Origin of the sequence: Olsenella sp. Marseille-P4559 (assembly GCF_900605015.1) — a bacterium.
Taxonomy (GTDB): Bacteria; Actinomycetota; Coriobacteriia; order Coriobacteriales; family Atopobiaceae; genus Tractidigestivibacter.
This window is the reverse complement of the sequence record NZ_LR027574.1, coordinates 693,431-711,835: the sequence shown is the minus strand read 5'-3', so window position 1 is coordinate 711,835 and position 18,405 is coordinate 693,431. Positions and strand designations below refer to the sequence as shown.

11 protein-coding genes and 2 tRNA genes are annotated in these 18,405 nt (G+C 62.5%); 9 read left to right on the top strand and 4 right to left on the bottom strand.

The window, feature by feature from the left end; genetic code table 11:
* The first annotated feature begins 69 nt into the window (after nucleotides 1-69).
* Nucleotides 70-1,662, top strand: coding sequence for a hydroxylamine reductase (hcp, locus tag E0E00_RS09430; protein ID WP_207302709.1), 1,593 nt, complete (start codon nucleotides 70-72; stop codon nucleotides 1,660-1,662).
* Nucleotides 1,663-1,749: 87 nt separating this feature from the next.
* Here the strand turns inward: hcp and E0E00_RS09425 are convergent.
* A tRNA-Pro gene (locus E0E00_RS09425) sits at nucleotides 1,750-1,826 on the bottom strand.
* A gap of 233 nt (nucleotides 1,827-2,059) precedes the next feature.
* Here E0E00_RS09425 and gdhA point away from each other — a divergent pair.
* From gdhA to clpX, 7 genes are all read left to right on the top strand, one after another.
* Nucleotides 2,060-3,391: an NADP-specific glutamate dehydrogenase gene (gdhA, locus tag E0E00_RS09420; protein WP_130812268.1), complete on the top strand. Its 1,332-nt coding sequence runs from the start codon at nucleotides 2,060-2,062 to the stop codon at nucleotides 3,389-3,391.
* 459 nt (nucleotides 3,392-3,850) lie between these two features.
* Nucleotides 3,851-5,104: a glutamine-hydrolyzing carbamoyl-phosphate synthase small subunit gene (gene carA / locus E0E00_RS09415; RefSeq protein ID WP_130812267.1), complete on the top strand. Its 1,254-nt coding sequence runs from the start codon at nucleotides 3,851-3,853 to the stop codon at nucleotides 5,102-5,104.
* Nucleotides 5,105-8,314 (top strand): carbamoyl-phosphate synthase large subunit, encoded by a 3,210-nt coding sequence (carB, locus tag E0E00_RS09410; protein WP_130812266.1) that lies wholly within the window; start codon nucleotides 5,105-5,107, stop codon nucleotides 8,312-8,314.
* Nucleotides 8,315-8,597: 283 nt separating this feature from the next.
* Nucleotides 8,598-8,684: transfer RNA gene (locus tag E0E00_RS09405), tRNA-Leu, on the top strand.
* A 67-nt stretch (nucleotides 8,685-8,751) separates the two neighbouring features.
* A complete protein-coding gene (tig, locus tag E0E00_RS09400) occupies nucleotides 8,752-10,101 on the top strand; it encodes a trigger factor (protein ID WP_130812265.1) in 1,350 nt (449 codons plus the stop codon).
* 115 nt (nucleotides 10,102-10,216) lie between these two features.
* Nucleotides 10,217-10,837: an ATP-dependent Clp protease proteolytic subunit gene (locus E0E00_RS09395; RefSeq protein ID WP_130812264.1), complete on the top strand. Its 621-nt coding sequence runs from the start codon at nucleotides 10,217-10,219 to the stop codon at nucleotides 10,835-10,837.
* Between the two features lie 3 nt (nucleotides 10,838-10,840).
* Nucleotides 10,841-12,166, top strand: coding sequence for an ATP-dependent Clp protease ATP-binding subunit ClpX (clpX, locus tag E0E00_RS09390; protein ID WP_130812263.1), 1,326 nt, complete (start codon nucleotides 10,841-10,843; stop codon nucleotides 12,164-12,166).
* Nucleotides 12,167-12,693: 527 nt separating this feature from the next.
* On the opposite strand, the gene E0E00_RS09385 is transcribed toward clpX, so the two are convergent.
* The 3 genes from E0E00_RS09385 to E0E00_RS09375 all read right to left on the bottom strand — a co-directional run bounded on the left by E0E00_RS09385 (nucleotide 12,694) and on the right by E0E00_RS09375 (nucleotide 15,444).
* A complete protein-coding gene (locus E0E00_RS09385) occupies nucleotides 12,694-13,818 on the bottom strand; it encodes a glycosyltransferase family 8 protein (RefSeq protein ID WP_242622217.1) in 1,125 nt (374 codons plus the stop codon).
* 100 nt (nucleotides 13,819-13,918) lie between these two features.
* The gene (locus tag E0E00_RS09380; RefSeq protein WP_130812262.1) at nucleotides 13,919-14,680 is read right to left on the bottom strand and encodes a TatD family hydrolase; all 762 of its coding nucleotides are present in this window, start codon (nucleotides 14,678-14,680) and stop codon (nucleotides 13,919-13,921) included.
* Nucleotides 14,677-15,444, bottom strand: a complete 768-nt coding sequence (locus tag E0E00_RS09375; RefSeq protein ID WP_130812261.1) for a ThiF family adenylyltransferase — start codon at nucleotides 15,442-15,444, stop codon at nucleotides 14,677-14,679. Before E0E00_RS09375 ends, E0E00_RS09380 begins: the two co-directional genes overlap by 4 nt.
* A gap of 153 nt (nucleotides 15,445-15,597) precedes the next feature.
* Between E0E00_RS09375 and E0E00_RS09370 the strand changes: the two genes are divergently transcribed.
* Nucleotides 15,598-18,285 carry a valine--tRNA ligase gene (locus E0E00_RS09370; RefSeq protein ID WP_130812260.1) on the top strand — a complete coding sequence of 896 codons (2,688 nt, stop codon included), beginning with the start codon at nucleotides 15,598-15,600 and terminating at the stop codon, nucleotides 18,283-18,285.
* Nucleotides 18,286-18,405: the final 120 nt, after the last annotated feature.

Below are 18,405 nucleotides of genomic sequence, written 5' to 3'. Positions count from 1 at the left end.
CAACATACCACTTTCCGGGAGACTCGCACACTGATACTCAACGAACTGCCAAAGGAGAGAGGAAAACACATGGACGAGAAGATGTTCTGCTTCCAGTGCGAGCAGACCGCGGCGTGCACGGCATGCACCGGCAAGGCTGGCGTGTGCGGCAAGCCCTTTGATGTCGCGCTTGCCCAAGATGAGCTTACGGGCGCGCTTGTGGGGCTCGCCTGCACCTGCAAGCTGGCCGGAACCCGCAGCCAGCTGGCCGACAAGCTCATGGTCAGCGGACTCTTCACCTGCGTCACCAACGTCAACTTCTCCAAGGACACCGTCGACGCAATCACGCAGGACGTGCGCGCCGAGAAGGAGCGCATTGCCGCGGCAGCCGGCATCGAGGCCGCCCAGGACCTGCTCCTCGGCCGCGTCTGGACGGACGACGAGGACGTGCGCTCGCTGAAGTCGCTCACCCTCTTCGGGCTTCGTGGGGCCGCTGCCTATGCATACCACGCCCGCATGCTTGGGTCTGTGAGCGACGAGGCGCAGCAGGCCTTTGTCGACTGCCTCGCCACCCTTGCTACCGAGAGCGACCTCAAGGCGCTTCTCGGCGTGTCCATGCAGGTTGGAAAGCTCAGCCACGATATGATGGGCCTGCTTGACGCAGCCAACACCGGCGCCTATGGCATGCCCGAGCCCACCGAGGTCTCCCTCAAGATCAAGAAGGGCCCCTTCATCGTCATCTCCGGCCACGACCTTCATGACCTCAAGCTGCTCCTCGAGCAGACCGAGGGCACGGGCGTCAACGTCTACACGCACGGCGAGATGCTGCCTGCCAACGCGTATCCCGAGCTCAAGCGCTATCCGCAGCTCAAGGGCAACTTCGGCACGGCATGGCAGAACCAGCAGAAGGAGTTCGCCAACGTGCCGGCGGCCTTCGTGTTCACCACGAACTGCCTCATGCCGCCCCGCCCCAGCTATGCGGACCGCGTCTTCACGACCGAGGTCGTCTCCTATCCCGAGCTCGTGCACATCCCCGCAGCTCCCGATGGGACGAAGGACTTCACGCCAGTCATCAAGAAGGCGAAGGAGCTTGGCGGCTACGACGAGGACGTGCAGCTCACGGGCATCAACGGCGGCACCAAGGTCGTGACCGGTTTCGCGCGCGCGGCGGTGCTCTCGGTTGCCGACAAGGTCATTGACGCCGTCAAGGTCGGCGACATCAAGCACTTCATCCTCGTTGGCGGCTGCGACGGCGCCAAGCCAGGCCGCAACTACTATACCAATCTCGTCAAGCAGGCTCCCAAGGACACGGTCATCCTCACCCTTGCCTGCGGCAAGTACCGCTTCAACGACCTTGACCTCGGCGACATCAACGGCATCCCCAGGCTTCTCGACATCGGCCAGTGCAATGACGCGTACAGCGCCGTCGAGATCGCCCTTGCGCTTGCGGATGCCTTTGGGTGCGGAGTCAACGATCTTCCGCTGTCCATTGTGCTTTCCTGGTACGAGCAGAAGGCCGTGGCAGACCTGCTCGCCCTTCTCTACCTTGGCATCAAGAACATCAAGCTTGGGCCGACGCTCCCTGCCTTCGTGAGCCCTGCCGTCCTCGACATCCTGGTGCGCGAGTATGGCATTGCGCCCATCGCCACGCCCGAAGAGGACCTCGCCGCTCTTCTCGGCTAGGGAGCTTCTTGGTGAGGACGAGGGCATAGGGACGAGACATACGAGAGGGGCCAGGCGAAGTCTTCTGCCTGGCCCCTTGGCTTCCCATGGTCGGGGCGACTGGATTCGAACCAGCGACCCTCTGCTCCCAAAGCAGATGCGCTACCAAGCTGCGCTACGCCCCGAACGTAATGCAGTATAGGGTAGTTCTGCTGCCGCTTCAACGTCTCCTGCCGTCTGAGGCGGCTCTGTGGGCTTTATGGACGGCGTTAGGTTTCCCATACATTTCCATCGCGATTCGAGCGTGAAATCGCTCGTGCTCATTTCTCTCCTAACCCTATGATGTTGGAAGTTAGGCGTGTTCGGGGAATCCCGTGCCATTGGATTGGGTCCAGAGGATCAAGGAATAGGGGTTTACATGACGTATTCCGAAAGAGTCATCGCAGAGCTTGAGGAGCGCTACTCCGACCAGCCAGAGTTCATCCAGGCTGCAAAGGAGGTCCTGACCACCCTCCAGCCCGCGCTTGATGCGCATCCCGAGTATGAGCGCGCTGCCCTTCTCGAGCGTCTTGTTGAGCCCGAGCGCGTCGTGATGTTCCGCGTGCCTTGGGTGGATGACGAGGGCAAGGTGCAGGTGAACCGCGGCTACCGCGTCGAGTTCAACTCTGCCATCGGTCCCTACAAGGGTGGCCTGCGCCTGCACCCATCCGTAAACCTCTCGATCCTCAAGTTCCTGGGCTTCGAGCAGGTCTTCAAGAACTCCCTCACCACGCTGCCCATGGGCGGTGGCAAGGGTGGCTCCGACTTTGACCCCAAGGGCAAGTCCGACCGCGAGGTCATGGCGTTCTGCCAGAGCTTCATGACCGAGCTCTGCCGCCACATCGGTCCCGACACCGACGTCCCCGCCGGCGACATCGGCACGGGCGCGCGCGAGATCGGCTACCTCTTTGGCCAGTACAAGCGCATCCGCAACCAGTGGAGCGGCGTGCTCACGGGCAAGGGCCTCTCCTACGGCGGCTCGCTGGCGCGCACTGAGGCCACGGGCTACGGTGCCGTGTACTTCCTTACGCACATGCTGGCTGACAAGAACGATCGGCTTGCAGGTAAGACCGTGCTGGTCTCCGGTGCGGGCAACGTGGCCCAGTACGCCATCCAGAAGGCGGAGTCCCTTGGCGCCAAGGTAGTCACGGTGTCCGACTCCAACGGTTACGTATACGACCCCGATGGCATCGACTTTGACACGTTGGTCGAAGTCAAGCAGGCACGCCGTGGCCGTGTGAGCGAATACGCTGCCGTGCGTCCCAACGCTGTGTATCACGCGGGCGAGCGTCCCTGGGGCGAGAAGGGTGACGTGGCCATGCCCTGCGCCACGCAGAACGAGCTCGGCCTCGACGACGCCAAGAAGCTCGTTGCCAACGGCGTTCGCTACGTCGTGGAGGGTGCCAACATGCCTACCACGCGCGATGCGACAGACTACTTCCTGGGCAACGGCGTGTCCTTCGCACCTGGCAAGGCTGCGAACGCCGGTGGCGTCGCGGTTTCTGGCCTCGAGATGAGCCAGAACCACGAGCACCTCAGCTGGACGTTCGATGAGGTTGACGGCAAGCTCCAGGGCATCATGAGCGACATTTACCGCGCGGCCAGCTCTGCTGCCAAGGAGTACGGCCACGAGGGCAACCTCGTCTTTGGAGCCAACATCGCGGGCTTCCTCAAGGTCGCCGACGCGATGATGGCCCAGGGCGTGTGCTAGCCTGCGGCCTTCTCGGCTTGCGGCCCTCCCGCGCTATGCGCTGGAGGGCCGTTTTGCTTGGGTGCGATTTCCGCTCGGAGCCCTTGTCTCGTGGCTTTTCGACGGTTAGCTTTTTTCGAACGCTTAAGCCCGGCTATACGTTCGGAATCTACGTGCAGTGCTCACCCTGTGTCTCCAGCTCGTCCACATCCACTGGGTTCCAGACACACTGTTTGGATACCATACACATATTCATAATTGTGGCAGACCGCCGGGGATTGTTGCAGACTTGTTGATTCCAATTCCCGAAACATGCATGCCCCGTATACTTGCTAGGACCTTTAACGAGCGGTACGAGATACCGAGAAGGCGTCCATAGCGCAGATACCGGCTCAGCCTCTCGGGAGCACGCGCACCCTGCGCGCGGCTCCTTTTTTCGGCGCATGTCGGCTGTGCTGCACGCGGAAAGGCGGTGTAGCTGTGAACCTCTTGGTCGACGGCGGCAGGCATCGGGAGGCCCTCCTGGCCCTTGAGGACGGGACAGCCCTCGAGGGCCGAAGTGTTGGCGCGGAGGGCGAGACCTTCGGCGAGATCGTGTTCAATACATCCATGGTGGGCTACCAGGAGATTGTGAGCGACCCGTCCTATGCGGGCCAGATTGTCACCTTCACCTATCCCCAGCTGGGCAACTACGGCGTGAACGAGAAGGACATGCAGGCAGACAGGCTGCACCTCAAGGGCCTTGTGTGCCATGACGCCTGCTACACGCCGAGCAACTGGCAAAGCGTCGTAAGCTTGCCGGACTTTCTCGCCTCCCGTGGCATCGTGGGCATCGAAGGCGTGGACACACGTGCCGTCACGCTGGCCATCCGCGAGGGCGGCGCCATGCGTGCGGCCATCTCGACCACAGACCTTGACCCCGCAAGCCTCGTCCGCCGCGTCCGCGAATCCCCGCGCATCTCCGAGCACAACTACGTTGCCGACGTCTCCTGCGACGAGCCATACCTCGTAAGGGCTGCGGACGAGGCCTGCCACCGCGTGGTGGCCGTCGACTGCGGCGAGAAGGCCGGCATCGTCCGTCGCATGGCCGAGGTGGGCATCGAAGTCGCGGTTGTCCCTTGGGACACCCCTGCCGAGAGGATCCTGGCCATGGAGCCCGATGGCGTCTTCTTCTCCAATGGCCCCGGAGACCCCGACACCGCACCGCTTGTGCCCGAGACCGTCCACGCCATTCTCGGCAAGCTCCCCGTCTTTGGTATCTGCCTGGGCAACCAGATGATTACCCTGGCCACGGGGGCCCGCGTCGAGAAGCTTCCCTACGGGCACCACGGCGGCAACGAACCCGTGATGAACCTCCTCACCGGCAAGGTCGAGATCACGGCGCAGAACCACAACTACGGGCCGGTCTTCTCGACCTTTGGCCCGCTTGTCCCCGAGCTCTCCGGCGGACTCGCCGAGCATCCCGAGAGCCTCCTCACATGGAGTCACATGCATGTTGCCCCCGTCGCCATGAACGAGCGCTACGGCCGCATTCGCCTCACGCACGTGAACCTCAATGACGGTACGCCCGAGGGCATCCAGTTCCTCGACCTGCCGGCCTTCTCGATGCAATACCACCCCGAGGCCAAGCCCGGCCCCAACGACTCGGCGTACATGTTCGATTCCTTCTCGCGCCTCATGGATGGGCGCGAGGACTACCTTGCCATCGACATCCGCGAGGGGAGGCGCTTCTAGATGCCCAAGCGCACCGACATCAAGAAGATCCTCATCATTGGCTCTGGCCCCATTGTCATTGGTCAGGCCTGCGAGTTTGACTACTCAGGCACCCAGGCCTGCAAGGCGCTGCGTGATGAGGGCTACGAGGTCGTGCTCGTAAACTCGAACCCCGCCACGATCATGACGGATCCCGAGACCGCAGATCGCACCTACGTTGAGCCCATCACCGCCGCCTCGGTGGCAAAGGTCATCGCCAGGGAACACCCCGACGCGCTTCTTCCCAACATGGGTGGCCAGACGGGCCTCAACTGCGCCGTTGCGCTGGCTGAGCAGGGCGTGCTCGACAAGTACGGCGTCGAGGTCATCGGCTGCGACATCAAGTCCATCCAGACCGGCGAGGACCGCGAGCTCTTTGCCGAAGCCATGCGTGACATTGGCCTCGGGGTTGCGCGCTCCGAGACTGCGCATACGCTCGAGGAGTGCGAGCGGGCGGCCGAGGACATTGGCTACCCCGTGGTGATCAGGCCCGCCTACACGCTGGGCGGCGCTGGTGGTGGCATGGCATACACCCACGATGACCTGGTGCACATTGCCCGAGAGGGACTTGCGCTCTCGGCCAACTCCGAGGTCCTCATCGAGCAGAGCCTTGAGGGCTGGAAAGAGATCGAGATGGAGGTCATGCGCGATTCCGCTGGCAACGGCATCGTGGTGTGCTCCATCGAGAACCTCGACCCCATGGGAGTGCACACCGGCGACTCCATCACGGTGGCCCCTTGCCAGACGCTCAACGACTTCGAGATGCAGCGCCTGCGCGACTACTCGCTTGCCGTTCTCGAGCGCGTGGGCGTCGCTTGTGGAGGCTCCAACGTGCAGTTTGCCGTGAACCCTAATGACGGCCGCGTTATCGTGATCGAGATGAACCCCCGCGTGAGCCGCTCGTCAGCCTTGGCCTCAAAGGCCACTGGCTTCCCCATAGCCAAGGAGGCGGCGCTTCTCGCCGTGGGCTATACCCTGGACGAGATTACGAACGACATCACACAGGCAACGCCTGCTTGCTTCGAGCCCTCGATTGACTACTGCGTAGTCAAGATCCCGCGCTTTGCCTTCGAGAAGTTCAAGGGTGCGGACTCGACCCTCACCACGCGCATGAAGGCCGTGGGCGAGGTCATGGCCATCGGGTCGACCTTCGAAGAGGCACTCCAGAAGGCCATGCGCTCGCTCGAGCAGGGACATGCCGGCCTGGGTGCCGATGGCAATGGCTCCTTTGACGAGGATGCCTTCGAGGAGCGCGTTGCCACGCCGACCCCACAGCGCATCCTCTACGTTGCCGAGGCGCTGCGTCGTGGCTGGGGAGTGGACCGCGTCTTCGAGCTCACACGCATCGACCTCTGGTTCCTGAACCGCATCAACGATATTGTCTCGGCCGAGAAGACCATATCCGAACTGGGGATTATTGGCCTGGACCACAACCACATGCTTGCGGCCAAGGAACTTGGGTTCTCAGACCTTCAGCTCGCCTTCCTCACGGGAGCGAGCGAGGAGGTCGTGCGTGCCGTGCGCGAGGTTGTGGGTGTGCATCCGCTTGTGAAGACTGTCGACACCTGTGCCGGCGAGTTCGCCGCTCGCACCAGCTACCACTACTTCACCTACGAGGACGGCGGCGCCACCGAGCACACCGAGGCCGAGAAGCCCCGTGTGGTGATCCTCTCGGCGGGCCCCAACCGCATTGGACAGGGCATCGAGTTTGACTACTGCTGCGTCCACGCGGCTTACGCACTTGAGGCCAAGGGCTACGAGACGGTCATGGTGAACTGCAACCCCGAGACGGTCTCGACCGACTATGACACGTCCGACCGTCTCTACTTCGAGCCCCTCACATTCGAGGACGTCATGAACGTCATCGAGGTCGAGAGGCCCGTGGGCGTCATCGTGACGCTTGGTGGCCAGACCCCCATCAACCTGGCTGGCCGCCTCAAGGCGGCGGGCGTGCCCATCATGGGCACCCAGCCAGAGGCCATCGACCTGGCCGAGGACCGCGATCGCTTCGCAAGCCTGCTCGACCGCCTGGAGATTGCCTACCCGCCCTCCTCGACGGCCGAGACCATGGAAGACGCAACGGCGGTTGCGCGCCGCATTGGCTATCCGCTGCTCGTGCGTCCGAGCTATGTGCTTGGCGGGCGTGGCATGGCCATCGTCTACGACCACGACGACCTCAGGACCTACATGGAAGAGGCCACGCACGTCTCGCCGGACCACCCCGTCTACCTTGACTCCTTCTTGGAAGACGCCATCGAGCTGGACGTTGACGCCCTCTGCGATGGCACCGAGTGCTACGTGGGGTCGGTTCTCGAGCACATCGAGGAGTGCGGCATCCACTCGGGTGACTCCGCGTGCTGTTGGCCGCCCTTCTCGCTCTCAGACGCTATCGTGAGCCGCGTGCGAGAGATTACCCGGAAGCTTGCGCTCGCGGTGGACATCCATGGTCTGCTCAACATCCAGTACGCTGTGCGAGACGAGCAGGTCTTCGTGATCGAGCTCAACCCGCGTGCCAGCCGCACAGTGCCCTTCTCGTCCAAGGCAACGGGCGTGTCGCTTGCCCGCTGCGCCGCTCGCATCATGTCTGGCGAGACCATCGCCCAGCTCGGGCTTCCACCCGAAGACCGGACGCCGAGCCACTATGCGGTGAAGGAGGCCGTCATGCCCTGGAGCCGCTTCCCGGGCGCCGACGTTCACCTGGGACCCGAGATGAAGTCGACCGGCGAGGTCATGGGCATCGACATCACCTTCCCCAAGGCGTACGCCAAGACGCGTGAGGCAATCGACTACGAGATTCCCATGTCCGGCAAGGTCTTTGTCTCCGTGTGCGATCGAGACAAACGCTCCATTGCACCGGTTGCACTGTCGCTGAGCAATCTTGGCTACGGTCTGGTGGCCACGCGCGGTACGGCAAAGACGCTGCGCGCGGCGGGCATCCCGTGCGAGGTCGTGCGACCTATCAGCGAGGGCAGCCCTAACGTGCTCGATATGATGGTGGCGGGGGAGATCGCGTTTCTCATCAACACGCCCCGCGGGGGAAGCTCCCGCGGCGATGGCGCCAAGATCAGAAGCGAGGCCGTGAACCGTGGCGTGGATATGGCAACGACCATGTCTGGAGCCACGGCGCTCATTCAGGCCATCGCCGCACTGCGCAAGGGCCCGCTTGACGTTTTCGCGCTGCAAGATCTGTAGGGGAGTGGGCCCGGGGGCTGGCCGTGAACCGCCGGTTCGCAACACAAACGTCGTCGAATGTGTGACGACCTGTGCGCATCACACATTCGGTGACGTTTGTGTGACAGTTGGCAACACATTCGTCGAATGATGTCGGGGCGAGAGGGGTTGCGGCCAAAATCCGCATGGTATTCTGTCGTCTGCCCGCCCGGGTACGGGTCTCGTGTGCGCGTACCGATTTCTTTCTCGTTTCCTAGGCCAAGACCTGTGCATTTGCTATTATGGCAAGGCTATGTGTGACTATGCGGGCGTGGCGGAACTGGTAGACGCGCTGGATTTAGGTTCCAGTGGGGGAGACCCCGTGAAGGTTCGAGTCCTTTCGCCCGCACCACATGAGCCGCATGCGCAGGAAACCACGGTGGGCATCCGCCCACCGAGGACGAGACACTGGAGGAACGTTGAAGATCACCGTCACCGCTGAGGAGCCCAAGGACAACAAGGTTGCCGCAAAGCTCACCATTCCCGCCGCAGACGTCAACGCGGCTGTTGCCAAGACCTACAAGGACTTTGCGCGCAAGTACAACTTCCAGGGGTTCCGTCGCGGCCGCGCTCCACGTCCGGTGATTGACGGCATCCTGGGCAAGGATTCGGTGCTCGCCCAAGCCACTAACGACCTCTTGAACGACGCCGAGCCCCTCATGCTCGAGGAACTCAACGTCGTCCCCGTCGGTCGCCCGGAGTTCGCCAAGGACGCGGACCTCGCCGCGGAGGGCCAGGACTACGTTATCGACGTCGCCATTGGCGTTCGCCCCGATGCCGAGCTCGACTCCTATGACGCCCCGCAGATCAACATGCCTCCCGAGGAGGTAACCGACGCCGAGGTCGACGCCCAGATCAAGCGCTATCTGGGCTATCACACCTCCTACGAGGACGTCCCTGAGGGCGAGGGTGCCCAGGACGGCGATGTCGTGAAGGCTGACATCGAGAGCGTCGAGGGTGCCGAGAAGCTCGCCGGCGAGGGCCAGACGCTCTCGCTCGTTGACGGAGAGACCCCCAAAGAGGTCAAGGAAGCCCTGCTCGGCGCCAAGGTCGGCGACGTGGTTGACCTTGCCTGGACCGTCAAGCATGGGGAGGGCGAGGACGCCCACGAGCACTCCTACAAGGCTAAGGTTACGGTGAAGGGCATTCAGCGTCCCACCATGCCTGAGCTTGATGACGAGTTTGCCAAGAAGGGTTTTGGTTACGACACCGTCGACGAGTTCAAGAGCGCTGTGCGCGACGAGATCGCCGAGGACAAGAAGGTCAACCTCCCCAACCTCAAGGAGGACCGCGTAGTCGAGGCCGTGGGCAAGCGCCTGCAGCTCGACGAGGTTCCTGCCGACTACCAGGATGAGGTCTTCAACGAGCTTGGCCAGGAGGTTCTCGGGCAGATGCAACGTTCCGGCATCTCGCTCGACATGTATCTCAATGCTCGCGGCATCACGCCCGATGCCTTCATCGCCGACCTTCACGACCAGGCCGAGGAGCGCGCCCGTCAGTCCCTGGCGCTTGACGCCGTCGCCCGCCAGCTTGGCCTCGAGGTCACCGAGGAGGACGTCCGCAACGAGTTCGAGAAGGCCAACGTCCCCGACGTTGACAAGGCCATCGACCAGTGGCGCTCCGAGGGTCGTCTGCCCGCCATCCGCGACTCCATCAAGCGTACCAAGGCCCTCGACTGGCTGGTCGAGAACGCCCAGGTGACTGTCGTGGACGAGGCTGCCGAGGCTGCAAAGGAGCCTGAGGGCGAGAAGTCCGAGGACGCCGAGTAGCCCCTCTGCCAGAACTAATGGTGCAGGCCCTGTGAACTGACGTCGTGCCCCGGATGGCGCAAGCCGTTCGGGGCACATTGGAACGGTACGCAATTTCTCCTGAAGGGAGCACATCATGCACAACCCAACGAACATCCCGCTCATTCCTTATGTCGTGGAGCAGACGCCGCGTGGCGAGCGCAGCTACGATATCTACTCTCGTCTGCTCAACGACCGCATCGTCTTTCTCGGCGAGGAGGTTACGCGTGACTCGGCAAACCTCGTGATTGCCCAGCTTCTCCACCTTGAGAGCCAGGATCCCGACAAGGACATCTCGCTCTACGTCGATTCCCCCGGCGGAGACGTCTACGCTGGCCTGGGCATCATCGATACGATGAACTTCATCAAGCCCGACGTCTCCACCATCTGCGTGGGCATGGCTGCATCCATGGGCGCGGCCATTCTCGCCAGCGGCACCAAGGGCAAGCGCCTCGCGCTGCCCAACTCGATGATCCTCATCCACCAGCCCAGCTCTGGTGTCCAGGGCCAGCAGACAGACATCCAGATCGTGGCCGATGAGACCAAGCGGATTCGCCAGCACCTGAATGAGATACTCGCCGAGGCCACAGGCCAGCCCATTGAGCGCATCAATGCCGACACCGAGCGCGATAACTACATGCGCGCGAGCGAAGCGCAGGAATACGGCCTTGTCGACAAGGTCATCACCAACCGTAACGACCAGGGTAAGCAGGAGTAACGCATGGCTCAGGACCGCGACAACGAAAATGGACGGCCGTACGACAACAGCGAGATGCGCTGCTCGTTCTGCGGCAAGAGCCGCAGCCAGGTGAGCAAGCTCATCCAGGGGCCGGGAGGGGTCTACATCTGCGACGAGTGCGTCCGCGCCTGCTCGCAGATGATCGAGGAGGCCGATGGCACTGCTGCACACGAGGAAGACGAGGCCGAGGAGTCTCCGCTTCCGCTCAAGGAGCTGCCCACGCCGCACGAGATTTACGACGAACTCTCCCAGTACGTGATTGGCCAGGAGTCGGCCAAGCGCGCGATGAGCGTTGCCGTGTATAACCACTACCGCCGCATCCTCTCGGGCAACGACGAGGTTCCCGAGGGTAAGGAGGAGGTCGAGATAGCAAAGAGCAACATCCTGCTTCTCGGCCCCACTGGTACGGGCAAGACCCTTCTCGCCCAGACGCTGGCACGCTTCCTTGAGGTTCCCTTTGCCATTGCCGACGCAACTACCCTCACCGAGGCAGGCTACGTGGGCGAGGACGTCGAGAACATCCTGCTCAAACTCATCTCCGCAGCTGACGGTGACGTCTCCCGGGCAGAGCTTGGCATTGTCTACATCGACGAGATCGACAAGATTGCGCGCAAGGCCGAGAACCTCTCCATCACGCGCGACGTTTCTGGCGAGGGTGTGCAGCAGGCGCTCCTCAAGATTCTTGAGGGCACCGAGGCGAGCGTGCCACCGCAGGGTGGCCGCAAGCACCCCCAGCAGGAGCTCATTCACATCGACACCACCAATATCCTATTCATCTGCGGTGGTGCATTTGTGGGTCTCGACAAGGTTGTGGCCGATCGCATTGGCAAGAAGGGCATTGGCTTCAATGCCGAGCTTGGCAAGAACGTCGACCAGGGCGAGGACGAACTTATGGAGCAGGTCATGCCCCAGGACCTGCACAAGTTTGGCATGATTCCCGAGTTCATTGGCCGCATCCCGGTAATTACCTCCACGAGGGAGCTCAAGGAGGCAGACCTGGTGGACATTCTCACCAGGCCAAAGAACGCGTTGGTCAAGCAGTATAAACGCCTCTTCGAAATCGAGGGCGTCGAGCTTGATTTCATGCCGGATGCGCTGAACGAGATTGCTCGCCAGGCCATCGTTCGCGGAACGGGCGCTCGTGGCCTGCGTGCGATTTGCGAGTCCACGCTGCAGTCTACGATGTTTGACCTGCCCAGCGACCTCGACATCACCAAGGTCATCGTCACCAAGGAATGTGTGGGTGGTGCCGAGAAGCCCGAGGTCGTGCGGCAGGAGCCTCTGCTGCCCAAGCATCGCGCGAGCTAGGACGGTGCTCGCGAGCTTCTCGCACGCTAGGGTGCTTTGCGGACGGGGTCGGACGCAGTGCCGGCCCCGCCTGGCGTATCTTGCGGCTTGTGCGTACGCACAAGGGGGACCGTCTGCCCGAATGGCCTCCCTGCGGGCTCTAGCTGGCAGAAAGCATGTGCTCTGCGTACGCACGAGGCCCGCCTGTTGACACGGGCTTCTCTCCCATCTGGGAAAACGTCGAGGCCTTGGCAGAACCTTCCCCTTCTGCGTACGCACAACAGTGGCAATTTGCCCGGCTGGGCTTTTTGCAGGCGCTTGCTGGCATAAATTCTCTCTTCTGCGTACGCACAACAGCTACTTCTCGTCCCAGCAGGCTCTCGCGCAGCCAAAAGTGAACACGAATTCAACTGGTACGTACCAGCTTCCTGGTAAAACGCGGAGAGAAGGGCTAGCAGATTGAAATCGTGTTCACTTTTCAGCGGCGCGAAGGTGCCACTAGGGGCAATCCAGCCTAGGGCAATCAGGAATGGTGACTTGCGCTCGCTCTAGCCCACCGAGCCGCCGAGCTTCTCGTAGCACTCGATGAACTTGCAACGACGAACGGTCCCTGCGGGGCAGGTGTAGTCAAACACGCGCATGATGCCGCGGTAGATGGCCACGGCCTTGGCGCGGCGAGCCAAACCGTCGACGGTCTTGCGGGACATCTCGAGCTGGTCGCGCAGGTACTCAAGGTAGGGCGAGCCTGCTGCATACTGCCAGAAAAGACCAGCCAGGTCAGAGTCAGGGTAGAGCCACGGCCTGTTGTCAGGGCCCGCATAGTGCACAATGCGATAATCGCGCCTGGCCTCGTCGTACTCCTCCTGGATGTCGGAGGGCGCCTGCGCCACGATGTGCGTGCGGCGCATGTACTGCCAGTCCACAAGGTAGTTCCACTTCATGTGCACACGGCGGTAATGTCCGTTGACCACCTTGTTGAGAACATCCTGGTCAAGCCAGCGCCACGTGCGCTCCGTGGCAATGTCGAGCAGTTCTTCCGCCGTGATGGTCTGACGGAACTGCTCCAGGTTCATGAGAAGCACGCCGGCCTGGAAATAGTCGTGTGGCTCTGCCATGCCGAGCCGGTCTTTAAGGTACGAGTAGACCGTGGGGTCGTAGCCGTCAATCTGCCCGATGGTGTCAGCGTCGCGTGTGGCTGCCAGCAGGTAGCCGGTGACGTCGGTGTCGAAGAGCTCGGCCACGTCACCGCACACCACGATGTCAGAGTCCAGATAGATTGCCTTGCCCACGTTGTCGAGAAGCGTCGGGGCAAGGAGACGGAAGTAGGTCTCGGGCCTAAAGTGTCCGTGGTGCGGCAGCCTGATGTCGCCCAGAGCGGCGTCCACGTCCAGAAAACCCAGGCCAACGTGATACTTGGAAGCCTGCTGCGTGAGCGTAATCATGCTCTTTGGCGTGATGTCGCGTGTGAGCACAACAATGTCGTAGTGGCGCTCGGGGGAGGAGTTCACCAGGATGGACTGGAGCGCTACGGAAAGGTAGGGGACAAAGAGGTCGTTGCAGGCGAAGACGAGAACAACGTCATCGAGGCTGAGCGGCAACTCGCGAGATGAGGTGGCCAGCAAGGTGCCCGTCTGTGTCTGCTGTGTGGCAGGGGTTCTGCTCTGTGAGTTCATTGCCTGGCTGCTCCCTGTAGGATGACCGTGTCCGCGTCTCAAACGGCCTGTATGACTCTACCATGATGTGAGACAGGGGGACAGTCCCCTTGTCTCACCCTCACCCGATGAGCGCTTCGACGTTGGAGAGAACGAGCGGCCCAACATCCTCGCCGCGTACCACGGAGGCCTTGTGGACGGCACGCTCGAGCGATGAAGCGATATCGCCGGCATGTCCGAGGACCCCCTCGCCTTCGGGGAGGTCGGTCTCGGTGAGCAGGAGCTCCCCCGGAACCTCGCGCACGTACTCGCGCCCGCGCCTTGTGGCAAGGGACCTCTCGCCAAACGAGAAGAAGCAACCCATGCGTGCTGCACGCCACAGCTCCTCGGGCCTGCCCGAGAACCAGTGGAAGATGCAATGGCAGCTCTTGTCGGCCCCAGTTCGCCCCAGCACGTCGAGGACCGCGCCCGCCGCCCGCACCGAGTGGATCGAGACCACCTTGGGGTGCATGGGATCGCTGGTTTCGACGCAGGCACGCATGATACGCTCGAAGGCATCAACCTGCGCCTCGTTGCCTCTCTCTCCTACGTGCGCAGGCGAGAAGTCCAATCCCACCTCACCAATAAAGCGCAGCCCAGGCATCATGGCGACCAGTGCGTCAACGTCCTTCTCGCCAACGCGCCCGTCTGCCACCCACCAGGGGTGAGCACCGCCTGCGAGAGACACGTTTGGCGCGCCAGCCAGCTCCCGCGCGGCTTGGCGATAGCCTTCCGGCGTTACGGTACACGCGAGAAGCGACAGCCCAAGCTCGCTCGTCTGGACTGCCATCTGCGGCGCGTTTGCGTAGAAGTCCAGGTGCACGTGCGCATCGAAAAGCCTCATCGTGCGCCATCCGCCCCGAGGCCAACATCCCTGCCACCGAGTCCCGTGAGGGTCAAGATCACGTCGCCAGCGAGCATCTGGCCCATGATGGGTGGGAGGTACGACATGGTCCCCAGCGTTGCCGACTTGCCGCTTGCACCCTCGGGCGCCTGTGGGCGCACCGGCTCCTCGGGGGAGTACAGCACGCGCAGCTTGCGGATGCCCCGTTTGCGGCACTCCTTGCGGATGATGCGGGCCAAGGGACATCCATGCGTCTTCGAGATGTCGGCAAAGCGCAAGAGTTCCGCGTGGAGCTTGTTCGCGCCACCCATGCTGGAGACCAGGGGCATGCCGCTGTCCTGGCACCAACGCGCCACCACGAGCTTTGCCGTCACGTTGTCGATTGCGTCCACCACAAAATCTGGGCGTGGGTCAAGGCCGTCCAAGATGCCTCCGATGTTGTCTCGCGTGAGAAACACGTGAATGGGCACAACCTTTGCCCCGGGGTTGATGTCTGTCACGATGCGGGCCATCACGTCGGTTTTTCTCTGCCCGACGGTGCTTGTGTATGCCACGGCCTGGCGGTTGATGTTGCTTGGCTCCACAACGTCTCGGTCCACCAGCACAAGCGAGCCCACACCACCTCGGGCGAGTGCCTCGGCGCAGCTAGACCCCACGCCGCCGAGGCCGAGCACCGCCACGCGCGCGTCTGCAAGCTTTCTCACGGCGTCTGTGCCCATGATCAGTTCGAGTCTGGACGTGGGCGTCTCAGGGGTGCCTGCCATGTGCTTCTCCGTGGCCCTTCTGCGTGCTCCTGCATCAACGCTTTGATGATAGCCGAACGCGTGGGGTTAGCCCAATACGCCTGTGCTAAGCTGGAAAACTGCAATCTAGATGCCACAAGCGCACCGCATGGCTGTGTTCGAGAGGACCATATCGTGGAAGAGATGCCCAAGACCTACAGTCCGCAAGAGGCCGAGCCCCAGCTCATCCAGAAGTGGGTTGACGCTGGCTGCTACCGTCGCAGCAAGGGCGTAGGGGACTGCACCGTTGTCATCCCGCCGCCAAACGTGACGGGCATCCTGCACATGGGCCACGCCATGGATGACTCCATCCAGGACACCTTCATCCGCTACATGCGCATGCGTGGCCGTTCCACCCGTTGGATCCTGGGCACCGACCACGCCGGTATCGCCACGCAGACCAAGGTGGACAAGAAGCTCAAGGGCGAGGGCAAGTCTCGCCTCAAGATGGGGCGCGAGAAGTTCCTCGACGCCTGCTGGGACTGGACCCACGAGTATGGTGGCACGATCGTCTCGCAGATTAAGCGCATGGGCTGCTCCATCGACTTCGACGACGAGAAGTTCACGATGAGCCCCGAGTTCAGCCGTGCTGTTCGCAAGGTGTTCTGCGACTGGTACCACGACGGTCTCATCTACCGCGGCAAGCGCATCGTCAACTGGTGCCCCGTGTGCGACACCGCCATCTCGGACGACGAGGCCGAGTACCAGGACGAGAAGGGCCATCTCTGGTTCCTGCGCTACCCGCTCACCGAGCCCGTTGACGGCATTGAGTACATCACCGTGGCCACCACGCGACCCGAGACCATGCTGGGAGACACCGGCGTGGCCGTCTCGCCGGAGGACCCGGAGAAGGCCAAGCTCGTGGGCAAGACCGTGATGCTTCCCATCGTGAACAGGGAGATTCCAATCTTCTCCGACTGGCATATCGACAAGAACTTTGGTACCGGCTTCGTGAAGGTCACGCCCGCGCACGACCCCAACGACTTTGCCATGGGCGAGACGCACAACCTCGAGCAGATCAACATCCTTGACGAGCACGCCCATATCGTGGACGGCTACGGCGAGTTCTCCGGCATGGACCGCGACGAGGCACGCGAGGCCATCGTGGCGTGGTTCGACGAGCACGGCCTTCTCGACCACGTGGAGGTCCTCGAGCACTCCGTCATGCACTGCTACCGCTGCGGCACCGCACTTGAGCCCTGGCTCTCCGAGCAGTGGTTTGTTGCCGTCGACAAGCTCAAGGGGCCGGCAACCAAGGTCATCAAGGACGGTGAGGTCAAGTTCTATCCCGAACGCTGGACCCAGACCTACCTCACTTGGATGGAGAACCTCAAGGACTGGTGCATCAGCCGCCAGCTCTGGTGGGGCCACCGCATCCCCGTGTTCTACTGCGAGGACTGCGGCTGGGAGGACGCCCTCATGGAGGATACCGACGTATGCCCCAAGTGCGGCGGACATCACGTGCGCCAGGATCCGGACGTGCTTGACACCTGGTTCTCAAGCCAGCTATGGACCTTTGCAACACAGGGCTGGCCCGACCACCCCGAGGAGATGGAGGGGCACCATCCCACGAAGGTCCTCGTGACCGCTCGTGACATCATCGCCCTCTGGGTTGCTCGCATGATCATGAGCTCGCTCTACTTTACGCACGAGGTGCCGTTCCGCGACGTGTACATCTACGCCACCATCCTTGCCAAGGATGGCAGCCGCATGTCCAAGTCCAAGGGCAACGGCGTGGACCCGATGGCGCTCATGGACAAGTATGGCGCCGACGCCATGCGCTACAACCTGCTCACCCTCATCACGACCAACCAGGACGTCAAGTTCGATGCCAACCTCGACAAGAAGACACACGAGCTCATCGACAGCCCGCGCACCGAGCAGGCCCGCTCCTTCGTTACTAAGATCTGGAACGCCAGCCGCTTCGTCCAGATGAACCTTGACGGCTACACGCCCGGCGCGCCTATGGCCGAGACGGCAGAGGACGCCTGGATGCTTTCGCGTCTCGCTCGTACCGTGGATGCTGCCACGCGTCAGCTTGAGGGCTACGAGTTTGGGGACTATGCCCGCGGCTTGCAGTCGTTCTTCTGGGGCGAGGTCTGCGACTGGTACATCGAACTCTGCAAGGGTCGCCTGCTCCATGGTGCGCCCAAGGAGCGCCTGCATGTGCAGCGCAACCTCGTCTATGTGTTGGATGTCTCGATGCGCCTGCTGCACCCCGTGATGCCCTTTGTCACCGAGAGCATCTGGGACGCGCTGCCCGCAAGCGGCCTGGACGACCACTCCGCCCGGTTCCTCATGACCGCCGCCTGGCCCGAGCCCTCTGACCTCGCCACCTTTGTGAATGACAAGGCCGAGCATGACTTCGAGCTTGCGCGCCGCGTGGTCTCGGCCGTGCGTTCCACGCGTGCCCGCTATCGCCTGTCGCCCAAGGCAGAGCTCGACGTGTGCGTGCGTGCTGCGCCAGAGGACGTGGCCGTCCTGGAGGCCCAGCGCGACTTCATCAGCAGTGTGGGTCACGTCGACCAGTTGGCGCTTGGTGCCCAGCAGGTGAAGCCCGCGGGCTCGGTCTCCGTGGCCGACGGCTCGCTCGAGATCTTCGTGGTGCTCGGTGGGCTGGTCGACCTCGCGGCCGAGGGCAAGCGCCTGGAGAAGGAACTCGCGCGTGCCCAGAAGGAGCTTGATGGCACGAGAAGGACCCTCTCTAACGAGGGCTTCGTCGCCAAGGCTGCCCCCGAGGTCATCCAGAAGAAGCGAGACCGCGCCGAAGAGCTCGAGCAGGCAATCGAGCAGCTCCGCTCACAGATTGCCGACCTCGCGTAGGGAAGACGATTTTCTCAGCGAATGGCGTCTCTCAGGCCCGTGACGGCTCTGCTGCCACGGGCCTTTCCTCTCTGACGTTGTAAACCAATGCGTATAATAACGATAAAAGGGACAGGCTTA

Excerpts from the sequence above, each read along its gene's own strand:
- hcp (WP_207302709.1), top strand. The coding sequence starts at position 70 with ATGGACGAGAAGATGTTCTGCTTCCAGTGCGAGCAGACCGCGGCGTGC.
- gdhA (WP_130812268.1), top strand. The coding sequence starts at position 2,060 with ATGACGTATTCCGAAAGAGTCATCGCAGAGCTTGAGGAGCGCTACTCC.
- carB (WP_130812266.1), top strand. The coding sequence starts at position 5,105 with ATGCCCAAGCGCACCGACATCAAGAAGATCCTCATCATTGGCTCTGGC.
- E0E00_RS09395 (WP_130812264.1), top strand. The coding sequence starts at position 10,217 with ATGCACAACCCAACGAACATCCCGCTCATTCCTTATGTCGTGGAGCAG.
- clpX (WP_130812263.1), top strand. The coding sequence starts at position 10,841 with ATGGCTCAGGACCGCGACAACGAAAATGGACGGCCGTACGACAACAGC.
- E0E00_RS09385 (WP_242622217.1), bottom strand. The coding sequence starts at position 13,818 with ATGAACTCACAGAGCAGAACCCCTGCCACACAGCAGACACAGACGGGC.
- E0E00_RS09380 (WP_130812262.1), bottom strand. The coding sequence starts at position 14,680 with ATGAGGCTTTTCGATGCGCACGTGCACCTGGACTTCTACGCAAACGCG.
- E0E00_RS09375 (WP_130812261.1), bottom strand. The coding sequence starts at position 15,444 with ATGGCAGGCACCCCTGAGACGCCCACGTCCAGACTCGAACTGATCATG.